7 protein-coding genes and 2 pseudogenes are annotated in these 14,179 nt (G+C 64.2%); 8 read left to right on the forward strand and 1 reads right to left on the reverse strand.

Features of this window, described 5'->3' with window-relative positions; all coding sequences use genetic code 11:
• The first annotated feature begins 42 nt into the window (after positions 1–42).
• From ACHMW6_RS16585 to ACHMW6_RS16620, 8 genes and pseudogenes are all read left to right on the forward strand, one after another.
• Positions 43–2,014, forward strand: a pseudogene (locus ACHMW6_RS16585) (U32 family peptidase).
• A gap of 128 nt (positions 2,015–2,142) precedes the next feature.
• On the forward strand, positions 2,143–3,465 hold the full coding sequence (locus tag ACHMW6_RS16590; protein ID WP_395408164.1) for an MASE1 domain-containing protein: 1,323 nt from the start codon (positions 2,143–2,145) through the stop codon (positions 3,463–3,465).
• Positions 3,401–6,316 (forward strand): ATP-binding protein, encoded by a 2,916-nt coding sequence (locus ACHMW6_RS16595; RefSeq protein ID WP_395408165.1) that lies wholly within the window; start codon positions 3,401–3,403, stop codon positions 6,314–6,316. The genes ACHMW6_RS16590 and ACHMW6_RS16595 overlap by 65 nt, the downstream gene beginning before the upstream one ends.
• Before the next feature lie 11 nt (positions 6,317–6,327).
• Entirely contained in the window at positions 6,328–7,239 is a 912-nt protein-coding gene (locus tag ACHMW6_RS16600) for a diguanylate cyclase domain-containing protein (protein WP_395408166.1), read from the forward strand.
• 181 nt (positions 7,240–7,420) lie between these two features.
• A complete protein-coding gene (locus tag ACHMW6_RS16605; RefSeq protein ID WP_395408168.1) occupies positions 7,421–8,890 on the forward strand; it encodes an Hpt domain-containing protein in 1,470 nt (489 codons plus the stop codon).
• 90 nt (positions 8,891–8,980) lie between these two features.
• On the forward strand, positions 8,981–9,463 hold the full coding sequence (locus ACHMW6_RS16610; RefSeq protein WP_395408170.1) for a hypothetical protein: 483 nt from the start codon (positions 8,981–8,983) through the stop codon (positions 9,461–9,463).
• A complete protein-coding gene (locus tag ACHMW6_RS16615) occupies positions 9,463–10,410 on the forward strand; it encodes a PAS domain-containing protein (protein ID WP_395408171.1) in 948 nt (315 codons plus the stop codon). The genes ACHMW6_RS16610 and ACHMW6_RS16615 overlap by 1 nt, the downstream gene beginning before the upstream one ends.
• The gene (locus ACHMW6_RS16620) at positions 10,347–11,837 is read left to right on the forward strand and encodes an EAL domain-containing protein (protein ID WP_395408172.1); all 1,491 of its coding nucleotides are present in this window, start codon (positions 10,347–10,349) and stop codon (positions 11,835–11,837) included. The genes ACHMW6_RS16615 and ACHMW6_RS16620 overlap by 64 nt, the downstream gene beginning before the upstream one ends.
• A gap of 104 nt (positions 11,838–11,941) precedes the next feature.
• Here ACHMW6_RS16620 and fusA read toward each other — a convergent pair.
• A pseudogene (gene fusA, locus ACHMW6_RS16625) lies at positions 11,942–14,052 on the reverse strand (elongation factor G).
• Between the last annotated feature and the right edge of the window lie 127 nt (positions 14,053–14,179).

Raw genomic sequence — 14,179 nt, forward strand, 5'->3', positions numbered from 1 at the left:
GCAGGTATAATTTCCGCCTTCATCTGTAAGGAAGCCGCTGCCATGTCCCTGCTTGATCACCAGTTAGAACTGCTGTCGCCAGCCAAGACCGCCGAAATCGGCCGGGAAGCCATTCTCCATGGCGCGGACGCGGTCTACATCGGCGGCCCGGCATTCGGCGCGCGCCACAATGCCAGCAATCCGCTGGAGGATATCGCCAGCCTAGTCGAATTCGCCCACCGCTACCGCTCGCGCATCTTCGTCACGATGAACACGATCATGCACGACTCGGAACTGGACCTCGCGCGCAAGCAGATCTGGCAGCTGTATGAAGCCGGCGTCGATGCGCTGATCGTGCAGGATATGGGCCTGCTGGAAATGGACCTGCCGCCGATCCAGCTGCACGCCTCCACCCAGTGTGATATCCGCACGCCGGAGAAGGCAAAGTTCCTCGGTGATGTCGGCTTCTCCCAGCTGGTGCTGGCGCGCGAGCTGACTATCGACAAGATCAAGCAGATCAAGGCGCAGGTCGATACGCCGCTCGAATACTTCATCCACGGCGCGCTGTGCGTGGCCTTCTCCGGCCAGTGCTATATCTCGCATGCGGACACGGGCCGCAGCGCCAACCGCGGCGATTGCTCGCAGGCTTGCCGCCTGCCGTATACGCTGTCCGACGGCCAGGGCCGCGTGGTGGCTTATGAGAAGCACCTGCTGTCCATGAAGGACAATGACCAGAGCCGCAACCTGGAAGCCCTGATCGATGCCGGCATCCGCTCCTTCAAGATCGAAGGCCGCTACAAGGACATGGGCTACGTAAAGAACATCACGGCCCATTACCGCCTGCTGCTGGATGAAATCCTGGAGCGCCGCCCGGAGTACCGCGCGCGCCTCCAGCGGACGCACCGAAATCCTGTTCACGCCGGACGTGGACAAGACCTTCCACCGCGGCCACACCGATTACTTCGCCCAGGGCCGGCAGGACGATATCGGCGCCTTCGACTCGCCCAAGTATGTGGGCGTTGAGCTGGGCGCGATCAGCCGCCTGGGCAAGGACCATTTCGACATCGTCACCAATGCCTCGATGGCGAATGGCGATGGCCTGAACTATATGAACAAGCGCACGACCGTCGGCATCCAGGCCAACAAGGTCGAAAAGCTGGGGTGAGGACGAAGAAGGCCAGCGCTGGCGCGTGTTCCCCAACGAGCAGATGGGCGCCCTGCCCGGCCTGAAGCCTGGCACGGTGGTATCGCGCAACCGCGACCACCACTGGGAAGGGGCGCTGAACAAGAAATCGTCCGACCGCAAGGTTCAGCTCCATCTCGCGCTGAGCGAGTGCGACGGCGGCCTGCGTCTAAGCGCGACCGACGAAGACGGTATCACTTCGATTACGGATGCCGCGATCGAACTGCAGCCGGCACGCGAAGCCGCCCAGGCGGAATCCGGCCTGCGCTCGAACATCGCCAAACTGGGCAACACCATGTTCGAGGCCGGCGAGGTATCGCTCGCGCTCTCGCAGCCATGGTTCGTACCCTCGTCCGCCATCAATGCGCTGCGCCGCGATGCGGTAGCCGCCCATGAAGCCGCGCGCCTCGCCGCCTGGGACCGCCCGCAGCGCAAGGCACCCGTGGAGCCGCCGGCCGCCTATCCCGAGACGCAACTGAGCTACCTGGCCAACGTCTACAACGAAAAGGCGCGCGCCTTCTATCACAAGCACGCCGTGCAGCTGATCGACGCGGCTTACGAAGCGCACGAAGAGCCGGGTGAAGTGTCGCTGATGATCACCAAGCACTGCCTGCGCTTCTCCTTCAACCTCTGCCCCAAGCAGGCCAAGGGCGTGCAGGGCGTGCAGGGCCAGGTCAAGGCCGAGCCGATGACGCTGGTCAGCGGCAATGAAAAATACACCTTGCGTTTCGACTGCAAGCCTTGCGAAATGCACGTGGTCGGCGCCATGAAGCCGGGCATCCTCAACAGCCCGCCGCCGTCCGCCGTCCCCTACAGCCCCTCGTCTTCCACCGCTCCCGCCCCCGCGCCTAGATCCGCCATCGTAGTGTGCTGGCCTCGGGGGGCGGGGCGTGATATAAAGTCTGTAATTTAGGCAACCTTATCTAAGTTGCATGGCTGAAGTTAATCGCGCGCCCTTGCGGGCCTTGCTCGGCTTGTTTTTGGCTACGGCAGCCTATTACGCGCTCGCGCGTGTCGGCTTGCTGGTGGCGGTCGGCCAGAGCAATGCGAGCGCGATCTGGGCGCCTTCCGGACTCGCCCTGGCGCTGGTTCTGCGCTGCGGACTGCGTATCTGGCCCGCCATCTTCGCCGGTGCAACCCTGGCCAATCTCGCGGTATTCGCCCAGAACCAGGCGGGTGCGCCGCTGCTGGTGAGCGCCGTTTCGCTCGGCATGGCAGCGGGCAATACGCTGGAAGCGCTGGTCGCCGCCTGGCTGGTCACCCGCTTTGTTGACACGCAGTTGCGCCTCTCGACGCCACGCAGCGTTTATCTGTTCACGTTCGCCATCGGTGCAGCAGCCCTGGTCGCCGCCGTGAATGGCACGACCGAGCTCTGGCTCAGCGGGATCATCCAGAAGGAATTGATCGGCAGCGTGACGGCTACCTGGTGGATCGGCGACTTCCTCGGCATGCTGCTGGTCGCACCCATGGCCCTGGCGCTGATGCAGGGCTGGCGCCGCCTGCTCCGGCGGCCGGCCGCCCCGGTGCTGCTCCTCTTGACCCTGACCGCGCTGTGCACGGCAGGCGTCTTCTTCGGCAAGCCGGAAGTGCTTGGCGCAGCCTTACCGCCCTACATTCTGCTGCCGCTGCTGGCCTGGGCGGCGTTGCGCCACAGCCGCGATGTGGTGCTGCTCACGCTGGCCATCATGGTGGCCATCGCGGTACCGGCTACGGCGAACGGATTCGGCCCCTTCGACTCCGGCCTGCTGCAACATTCCCTGCTGGACCTGTGCCTGTTCATCGGCATCAGCACCCTGATCGCCTGGGTCCTGGCAACCGACGGCAGCGCCCTGCCCCGTTTCTCGCCAATTCCCCTGCTGGCCCTGGCCGTCTGCATGACGCTGACCGTGATCACTGCGGAATGGGTCAGGTCGAACATTTCCCGCGACGCGCAGGAGCGCTTCGACCGCTCCGCCATCGCAGTCGGCAATACGCTCAGTCAGCGCATGGATGCCTATGAATCACTGCTGCGCGCCTGTTCCGCCCTGTTCGAATCGTCCAACCGCGTCGAGCGCCGCGAGTGGCGCAATTTCGTCGCCGGTATGCATCTGCCGAGCGAGTATCCGGGGGCACTGGGCCTGGGCTTCGTCAGCTTCTTTCCCTCGCAGGACCTGGAACGCTCTGTCGCCGCGATCCGCGCCGACGAACGCCCCCGGCTTCCGCATCCGGCCGGAAGGCAAACGCGAGTTCTATGCACCCGTGATACTGCTGGAGCCGGAAAACGCCCGCAACCTGCAGGTGATCGGTTTCGACATGCTGGCTGAACCTGTGCGGCAGCGAGCCCTCATGGCTTCCATGCAGAATGGACGGATGACGGTAACGGGCCCGATTGTGCTCGCCCAGAACTCGCCAGGCGACAAGAGCCTCGGCTTCCTGATCGTCAATCCGGCCTATGCTGCGCCGGAGGAAGGCAGCTCCGGCCGCCACCTGCTCGGTTATGTCTACGCGCCACTGCGCATCAGGGAGCTGATGGCGGGCACCTTCGGCGACCAGCTGAGCGAATTGCGGCTTGAGGTGTTTTACGACTCCCTGCACAGCGATCCGATTTTCACGAGCACGCTGCCGGCCCGTGGCGCCAGCTACCTCGGCCTGGAAAACGTCCAGAGCGTACTGGTTGGCGATAACGGCCAGCAATGGATGCTGCGCGTCACACCCACCGCCCTGTTCGACGCAAGCATCGACCAGGACAAACCCTTCCTGCTGCTGATGCTGGGCACGACCATCAGCCTCCTGTTCTTCGGCATCAGCCGCAACCTCGTGCGCGAACGGCAGCTTGCGCAGATGGCGACAGACCAGTCGGTGGCCCGCATCCGGGAACAGGAAGCCAGCCTGCAGGTGTCCGAAGCGCGCTTCCGCCTGCTGACGTCCGCCATCAAGAACCACGCCATTGTGCTTCTGGGGCCGGACGGCACGATCTCCACCTGGAACGAGGGTGCGCGCAAGTTGTTCGGCTATGAGGAGCAGGAAATCATCGGCCGTCCCTTGACGCAGCTGCACGTGCCGGGCCATGCGGACCGCGGCTTGCAAACCGCCATGGAACTCGGCCAGTACGAGGAAATGGGCCTGCGGCGCCGGCGCGACGGCAGCACCTTCCTTGGACTCGCCCAAATTTACGCCATCCGGGATGAGCAAGGCCGTTGCATAGGCTTTGCCAAGATCGTGCGCGACGTGACCGACGAAAAGGCCGCCGAAAAGGAACTGAGCGACGCCAAGACCCTGGCCGAAGCGGCCAGCGCCGCCAAGAGCGCCTTTGTCGCTAATATCAGCCATGAATTGCGCACGCCGATGAACGCCGTGCTTGGCCTGGCCCAGGTGCTGGCGCGCACGCCGCTCAGCGCTGACCAACGGCAGTACCTCGAAATGATTTCCGGCGCGGGCAAGTCGCTGCTTGCCCTGCTCAACGATGTACTCGATTTTTCCAAGATTGAAGCGAACAAACTCGATCTGGAAGACGAGGACTACCAGCTGGATGATGTCATCGACGCGATTTCCTCCGTCATGGCCGTCTCCGGCGGTGACAAGGGCCTGGCCATGGCCATCCGCGTCGACGTGGAAGTGCCCGCCAGCCTGCACGGTGATGCACAGCGGGTACAGCAGGTGCTGCTGAATCTCGTCAGCAACGCGGTGAAGTTCACGGAGAGCGGCAGCGTGTGCCTGCATGTGCATCTCGATCCAGTACGTCCCGGCCATGTGCGCTTCGATGTGGCGGACACCGGCATTGGCATCGAACCGGAACAGATGGAGCGCCTGTTTACCCCCTTTAGCCAGGCGGATGCTTCGATGGCCCGCAAGTTCGGCGGCACCGGCCTGGGGCTGGCGATCTCCAAGCGTTTTGCGGCCATGATGGGCGGCGTGATCGATGTGCAGAGCCGTCCCGGCGCGGGCGCTACGTTCAGCTTCAGCATCCCGCTGCGCACCGGCATGCTGCTGGACAAATACCAGCTGCCGGCGGCGCTGCGCGGCATGCGCATCCTGTACGTTGACCCTGCCCGGTCCGGCCGCGCGGCCTTCGCCGAGCTGGCGCAGCGCTGGAACTGCGCCTGCGATGTCGCCGGAAGCGCGCTGGAACTGTCGGCGGCGCTGGCGCCCGGCGCCTCCTATACTCTCGTGGTTTGCGATACGCACTTCGCGCCGCAGGCGGTGCAGGCAGTGCCTTCCGGCGCCCTGTTCGTCACGGTCGGGCGCGGTGCACAGCCGGAAGCCGAACTGCGTCATCCGGTAACCCGCTCTGCCATCTGGCGCATCGTCGCAGACAGCAGCGAGGGCCTGAGCGTGCCGGCGCAGCCGCAAGTCCAGGCAACGGCGGCGCCCGCAGCGCCTGCGGCCGATACCTCGCTGGCCGGGCTGATCCTGCTGCTGGCCGAGGACAATCCCCTCAACCAGGTGGTCGCGAAAGGCTTGCTCGAAAGCGCTGGCGCCCGTGTGGAACTGGCCGGCAATGGCGAGGAAGCGCTCGCCGCCCTGCGCAGGGATGCGGCGCGCTTTGACCTGGTGCTGATGGACGTGCAAATGCCCGTCATGGATGGTTTCACCGCTACGCGCCGGATTCGCCAGGACCTGAAGCTGGACCTGCCCATCGTGGCGATGAGTGCGGGCGTATCGCTGGATGAACGGGCCGCCTGCCAGGCTGCCGGCATGGACGATTTCGTCGCCAAGCCGGTGGACCGTGCGGCGCTGCTCTCGGCTATCCTGCGCCATGCCCGCGGCGGATCGCCGGCAGTTGCAGCCCGCACCGCCTCGGCGCAGGATGGCGCCTTCAACGTCAGTCACCTGGAAGACCTGGCGGCGCGCGGGCTGGGCAACCATGCGGCGCTGGTGGAGATGGTCGCGCGCGCACTCGAACATGGTACGGCGACGGCCGAACGAGTCCGTGCCGACGTGGCGCGCGGCGATTTCACCGGCGCCGCCGGCGGCCTGCACTCGCTGCGCGGCACGTTCGGCACGCTGGGCGCGCGCCGCGTGGTACAGGCCACGCAGGCGGCCGAGGTGCTCCTGCTGGCAGATCCGCCCGGCGCACCGGGCCCCGAGCTGGAAGAAGTATGGCGCGAGCTGGCGCAGACAGACACCATCGCGCGTGAATGGCTGCAACGGCAGCCGACATTGAATGACCAATAGAAGGTGAGCCATTGAGCAGCATACCCAATCAAACGATTCTGATCATCGATGACAGCCCGGAAGTGATCCGCTTCCTGTCCATGCTGTTGAACGACCAGGCGACCATCAATTTCGCCACGCGCGGCGAGGAAGGCCTGGCGCTGGCGCGCAAGCTGCAGCCGGACCTGATCCTGCTCGATGTGGCGTTGCCCGATATCGACGGTTTTGAGATCTGCCGCCGGCTCAAGGCGGACTCCGATACCTCCGGCATCCCCGTTCTCTTCGTGACGGCCGGCAGCGATGTGGCCTCGGAAGTCATGGGCCTGGAAATCGGGGCGGTGGACTTCATCGCCAAGCCGCTTAATCCACCAATCGTGCGGGCGCGCATCCGCACCCAGCTCGCGCTGCGTGCGCAGCAGCAGCAATTGCAGGCAATGGTGAACAAGGATGGGCTGACGGGCATCTTCAACCGCCGCTACCTGGATGCACAGCTGGCCAGCGAAGTGGCGCGCCACCGCCGCCAGCGCCTGCCGATGGCCGTGGCGCTGATCGACGTCGACCACTTCAAGCGCTATAACGATTCGCTCGGCCATCAGCGCGGCGACGATTGCCTGCAGGCGGTGGCGCGCGCGCTCGAAGCGGCCAGCCGCCGGCCCGGCGAAACCGTGGCGCGCTATGGCGGAGAGGAATTCGTGGTCCTGATGCCCTCCTGCGGCGCGCCGGAAGCGGACCGTTACGGGTATTGGGTGCGTGAGCGCGTTGCGGCGCTGAACCTGCCGCATCCGGATTCCCCGACTTCTTCGCGCGTCACCATCAGCGTCGGCATTGCGGCGGGCGTGCCGGATGGCGCCCACGATCCGGCGTCCATCCTGGCGCTGGCCGACCAGGGTCTGTACACGGCCAAGCACGATGGCCGCGACAGGCATCGGCTCTGCACCTGGTAGGCTGCCATGCGCAAGCTCTCGCCTCGTCTCGTCCATGCCGCCCTGATCGCCGCCGTGCTGCTGGCGGTGATTGCAGCACTCACCGCGGTGGCGCTGCATGCGCTCATGCGCGATGTGCAGGCGGCTCTCGGACGGCAGGAGCAGTTGCGGGCGCAGGGCATGGCGCAGCGCCTGGATCGGCATGCTGGCGGCGCGCAGGCTGGCCCTGGCCACGCTGGCCGAGGCTTTGCCGGGACCGGCCGGCCGCACCCCCGTCATGTTGCAGCAGGCGCTGGCGGCGCAACATTCCTTGTCCGGGGCATTCCTGAATGTGGCGCTCTTTGCCCGTAACGGTGACCTGGTCTACAGCGCCCGGCCGCCGGTGTCGCGGCTGTATGCGGCAGGCACGCGGCCCTACTTTATCGAAGCCGTGCTGCAAAAGCGCGAGCTGTTGTCGCAACCCTTCACCAGCGCGCTCACCGGCACGCCCGTTGTGGTCTTTGCGCTGCCCCTGACTGATGCGCACGGCCAGGTGGAGTATGTGCTGGCTGCCAGCCTGGCCCTGGCCGAGGCGCCGATGACAGCGCAGGCCGAGGGAGATGGCCGCCTGTCCTATGTGATGACTTCCGACGGTTACCTGGTGAGCTATCCGCAACGGGCACGCCTGACGCACCATGTAAATGAGGTGCCGGAGCTGAATCCGGAGGCCGCGCTGGGCTTGCAGGGCTATCAGGGGTGGCGGCTGTCCGACGACGCCAGCCGCGTGACTGCCTTCGCCCGCTTGCGCCAGGCGCCCTGGATTGTCGGGCTGCAGGCGCCGGAGAACCTGGTGTTTGCGCCGCTCTTGAAGCTGCGCGAAGAGCTGCTGCTTGCTGCCTGCATTCTTGCCGCACTGTCGATCCTGGCGGCCTGGCTGCTCAGCCGCTTCTCAGTGCATGTGGCCGGGCCGGCGTCTACTGCGGCCGTCACACCCGTCCCCGCCCCTGTCACGCCTGGCAGCCAGGTCATTGAGAAGCCAACTGCGCTGCCCTCGCCGGCGCCGCCTGGGGACACTGCGGTGGCCCAGTCGCCGGTCCGCAAGCCGGAACTCGACCTGGATGCCTTCCTTCAGGCGAACTTCAGCGGCGACGAGCAGCGCCAAGCCTTCGTTTCGACATTGTCGGCCAGCGTACGCAAGCTGCCGGCCGAAGTCGCCGCCGTCGGCGACGCAATGCGCACCGAGCCGGCGCGCGCGACGGCAATCCTGCACACGCTCAAAGGCGCCTGGGGATCGCTGGGCGCGCGCGACTTCGCCGAATCGGCCGCGGCGTTGGAAACCGCAATCAAGACCGAACGGCCAACTTCCGCGATGCGCACGGAATTCCAGGAACATGCCGCACGCTTGCGCACCGAACTCGAATCCTGGCTGGCGAACCATGAAGCCGGACCGGCGATGCAGCCTGGCACGCAGCCGAGCGCCGATCTGCTGCCGCTGCTCCGCGAGCGAAACATCGGCGCCGCTACCTTGTACGAAACGTCCCGCCCTCACTGGGACAAGCTGCTGGGCCAGCATGCTGTGAAATTCGCGGCAGCGATGGACGCGCTGGATTTCGAAACCGCAGAACGCCTGCTGGCCAATGCGCACGCGCCCACTGAAGAAACGCAGCGATCACAGCCGGTTTCGCCACGTTAATTAACAAAATCTCACGCTTTTTCACCGGGGCGCGGAGGTGTCGTGGCTATAATGGATAATTCAAGATTAAATAAGCGATAAGGAACTTGCATGCACAAGAAGCTGCTCGGCGGCCTGTTGGGGCTGGCCATTGCGGGCACTGCCCAGGCCAATCCGTTCGAGACCATCGAAAATCAGCCTTTGAACGAACTGTGGCTTAATGCCGGGTTCTATTCGCGCCACTTCCAGCGCGACAAGGGCCTCGATGACACCAACCCAGGCTGGGGCGCCGAGTATCGCTTCTCCACTGTCGCGTCAGCGACTGCAGGACGCTTCCATAACAGTGATAGAACCATGTCCAACTACGCCGGTATCTACTACCAGCCGTGGTCGATCGGGCCCTTCCGCCTGGGCGCTGTGATTGGCGGCTTCAATGGTTATCCGAAGATGCGCGACGGCGGCTGGTTCCTGGCCGCGATCCCGGTCGCCAGTGTCGAATATCAGCGGGTTGGCGTTAATTTTGCTATCGTACCTACATATAAAGAGCGCCTGCACGGCGCATTTACGGTGCAGCTGAAGCTGAAATTGTTCTGATGATGAACACAATTGCTTCCAAAGAACAACTGCAGACAGCGCCCGAAGACGCGCTGCAGGACCTGGCACGCCTCGCCTCTTTCATTTGTGGCGTGACCGTGCCATCCGATGCCTTGCTCGATGGTAAGCAATTGTTCGCCCTGCTCCCGAAGGGACGTTCGGCCGCCCAGCGCCAGGCGTTGTCCGATCTGCTGCGCACGGCCGAATCACAGGCCACGCTTCGCCAGCAACTGATGCGTGCCCAGGGCTTCCTTTCCGGTTTTGCCGAGCATTCCCCTTCCCCGCTGTGGATCAAGGATAACTCGGGCAACTATGTGATGGGTAATGCGGCCGTCCACAGCTTCTTCGGCGTCGAGCAGCACAGCATCGTGGGCAAGGACGACAGCAATTTCTGGCCAGATGACCGCCGCCGCTCCATGGAAGACCAGGACCGCGCCGTGCTGGAGAATCATGAAGTCATCAAGACCATGGAAACCACGCATGAGGGCGCGCGCCACTGGCTGGTCCACAAATTTCCGATCGACGTCGATGGCGAAGCCTTCCTCGGTGGTTCGGCCATCGACATGACAACAGAGGTCGAAAAGGAACGAGCGCTGATCCGCCACGACAATTTCTACGTGCTGCTGTCGCGCATGAGTGCCATCGTGCCGCGCGCCCGAACCGTCGAACAATTGTGCCTGGATGCCTGCCGCGTCGCAGCCCATCAGCCGGGCCTGGACCTGATTGATATCTGTCGCGTGACCCAGGATGGCGCCCTGTCGATGGTGGCTTCTGCCAGCCGCGATGGCGCCGAAACGAGCCGGTCGCCGGACGATGGCGTCTGCCACTCGCCGGCCGATGGTTTGTCGCCGAACTGGCGGCCAAGACCGTCGCGACGGGCAAGATGCAATGTTCGAATGCCCTGCCGGCCGGCTGCGCCAAGCGCCGGCTCGCTTCGTGCATGGTGATTCCTCTTTTCGTGAACAACAAGTGCTGGGGCGTGGTCTGCTTCTATTCACAGCGCCCGCAGTTCTTCGACCACTTCTATCGCGAGCGGGCCGGGGAGTTGAGCAACGAACTCAGTTACGGCCTGGAGCGCCTGATCAATGCCCAGGAAATGCACCGGCTGGCGCGCACCAATACGCTGTCCGGCCTGCCGAGCCGCCTGCAGTTCGAAGAGGACATCGCCCGCCTCGCCGCCAGCGGCGCACAGGGTACCGTGCTGCTGGTGAACATCAACCGCTTTGACGAAATCAGCTCCGCGTATGGCAACGCCGCCGCGGTCGGCCTGTTGCGCGCGATATCCCAGCGCCTGCGCACCGCCGTCACGGAAGATATGCTGCTGGCCCACGTCGGCGTCGGCCGCTTTGCCCTGTTCCTTCCGGCCAGCGAACCGCAGGCGCCGGCCGACTTCGTCCGCAGCACCGTGGCGCCCATGCTGCAGGGTGCATACCAGGTCAAGGAGCACAAGATCTGGTGCACGATCAATGCCGGCGGCGCCATGCTGGCGGAGGACGGCTCGACCGCCGACGAATTGCTGATCAAGGCCTGGGATGCGCTGGCCGAGGCGCGCGACAAGGAAGCGCGCTTCGGCATGTACGACCGCGACGCCGACCGCGTGATGTCGCGCCAGATCAGCCTGGAGGTCGAACTGCGCGATGCACTGGAGCGGCGCGAATTCGTCAATTATTACCAGCCCAAGGTCGATCTGCGCACGGGCAAGCTGGCGGGCGCCGAAGCGCTGGTGCGCTGGCATCATCCGGTGCGCGGCATTATCGAGCCGAACGAGTTCGTGCCGGTGCTGGAGCGCACGGGCCTGGTGATTGCCGTCGGCCGGCAAGTCATGCAGCGGGCCATGGAAGACTGGCGCAGCTGGTATGAGGCGGGGCTGGAGCCGCCGCAGATTGCGGTCAATGTGGCGCCGGCGCAGTTTCGCTGCGATTCGCTGTTCAGCGATATCGAACGTGCGCTCAACACGGCGGGCGCGCACATGCAGCCGCTGTCGATCGAGATTACCGAATCCAGCCTGGTGTCGGACCACAGCCGCGTGATCGATGTGCTGAGCCGCGTGCGGGCGCTGGATGTGCCGGTGGCGATCGACGATTTCGGGACGGGTTATTCATCGCTGGCTTACCTGGTGACGCTGCCGGTGGATGTGATGAAGATCGATCGCTCCTTCGTGATGAAGATGTCGCAGGATGCGGGGTATATGGGGCTGGTCAGCACCGTCGTCACGCTGGCGCATAACCTGGATCTGAAGGTGGTGGCCGAGGGGATTGAGACGGAAGAGGAAGCCAAGCTGCTCAAGCTGCTGCGCTGCGAGCAGGGACAGGGGTATCTTTACAGCCGGCCGGTTCCTGCGGACGAATTTGCGGCGCTGCTTAAAACCCACTGAGAAAGGCTGGTGGCAGGCACGATGTGCCAGCCACCTGTTTGTGGCCGCGGACTTCGAACGGGTGGCTGGCACATCGTGCCTGCCACCAGGTTCTGCCTTGGGTTCTAATCCTTTCTGGCCTTGGAAGTCGCGATCTGGTCGAGGATATGCTTCGGCACGGCGGCGTAATGCTGGAACTCCATCGTATACGTCGCCCTGCCCTGCGTCAGCGAACGCAGGGTGGTCGAATAGCCGAACATCTCCGCCAGCGGCACCGAAGCCTTGATCAGCTTACCGCCGCCGCCAGGGATCTCGTCCATCCCCTGCACCATGCCGCGCCGGGTAGTCAGGTCGCCCATCACATTGCCCATGAATTCCTCGGGTGTTTCCACCTCCACGTGCATCATCGGCTCCAGCAACTGCGGGTCGGCCTTGCGCATACCATCCTTGAACGCCATCGAGCCTGCCATGCGGAAGGCATTTTCGTTGGAGTCCACGTCGTGGTAGGAACCGAAGGTCAAGGTCACGCGCACATCGACCACCGGATAGCCGGCGAGCACGCCTGATTGCAGGGTTTCGCGCACGCCCTTGTCCACCGCCGGGATGAACTCGCGCGGCACCACCCCGCCCTTGATCGCATCTACGAACTCGTAGCCCTTGCCGTGCTCCATCGGCTCCAGCTTCAGCACCACGTGGCCGTACTGGCCCTTGCCGCCGGACTGCTTGATGAACTTGCCCTCGATATCCTGCACCGGACGCTGGATGGTTTCGCGGTACGCCACCTGCGGCTTGCCGACCGTCGCTTCCACGCCGAACTCGCGCTTCATGCGGTCCACCAGGATTTCCAGGTGCAGCTCGCCCATGCCGGACATGATGGTCTGGCCCGATTCCTCGTCCGTATGCACCCTGAAGGACGGGTCTTCCTGCGCCAGGCGGTTGAGGGCAACGCCCATCTTTTCCTGGTCCGCCTTGGTCTTCGGTTCCACGGCCTGCGAAATCACCGGCTCGGGAAAGATCATCTTTTCCAGCACGATCACATGGTCCGGAGAGCTCAGGGTGTCGCCCGTGGTCACGTTCTTCAGGCCCACGGCCGCCGCGATGTCGCCGGCGAACACCTCCTTGATTTCCTTGCGTTCGTTGGCGTGCATCTGCAGGATGCGGCCCAGGCGCTCCTTTTGTTGCTTGGTCGGGTTGTACACTGAGTCGCCCGAATTCACCACGCCCGAATAGACGCGGAAGAAGGTCAGCTGGCCCACGAAGGGGTCGGTCATGATCTTGAAGGCGAGCGCGGAGAACGGCTCATCGTCGGACGGATGGCGCTCGATTTCCTTGTCGTTCTCATCGTGGCCGGCAATAGCGGGAACGTCCACCGGCGACGGCAGATACTCGATCACAGCGTCCAGCATGGCCTGCACGCCGCGGTTCTTGAAGGCGCTGCCCGCCAGCATGGGCACGATCTCGTTGCGGATGGTGCGCGCCCGCAGGCCGGTCTTGATCTCTTCCTCCGTCAGCGGCTCGCCGTTCAGGTATTTTTCGGTCAGCTCATGCGAGGCTTCCGCAGCCGCTTCGACCATATGGTCGTGCCACTTCTGCGCCAGCTCCTTCAGGTGGGCCGGGATGTCCTCGTAAGTGAACTTCACGCCCAGGGTCGCGTCGTCCCACATGATGGCGCGCATCTTCACCAGGTCGACCACGCCGTGGAAGTCTTCTCCGCGCCGATGGGGATCTGGATGGGCACAGCCGTGCCCTTCAGGCGATCCTTGATCTGGGCCTGCACACGGAAGAAGTCCGCGCCCACGCGATCCATCTTGTTGACGAAGGCGATGCGCGGGACCTTGTACTTGTTTGCCTGGCGCCAGACGGTTTCCGATTGCGGCTGCACGCCGCCCACGGAGTCGTACACCATCACCGCGCCATCCAGCACGCGCATGGAGCGCTCGACCTCGATGGTGAAGTCCACGTGGCCGGGGGTGTCGATGATGTTGATGCGGTGCTCGGGGAAGTTACCGGCCATGCCCTTCCAGAAGGCCGTGGTCGCGGCCGAGGTGATCGTGATGCCGCGTTCCTGTTCCTGCTCCATCCAGTCCATGGTCGCAGCCCCGTTGTGCACCTCGCCAAGCTTATGGTTGACGCCAGTGTAGAACAGGATGCGTTCCGTCGTGGTGGTCTTACCCGCGTCGATATGGGCGCTGATGCCGATATTGCGGTAACGCTCGATAGGTGTCTTGCGGCTCATCACAATTCTCCTTGAACGATGCCTTGGAGGCATCTTTGATTCTAGCAGTAATGGAGCTCAAAGGTTGGGCAAGCCAGCAAGAATTCAAGGCCCCGTGTAGGGCGGATCATTGATCCGCCGTGCATGC

The organism is Pseudoduganella sp. UC29_106 (assembly GCF_044055365.1).
GTDB lineage: Bacteria > Pseudomonadota > Gammaproteobacteria > Burkholderiales > Burkholderiaceae_D > Rugamonas.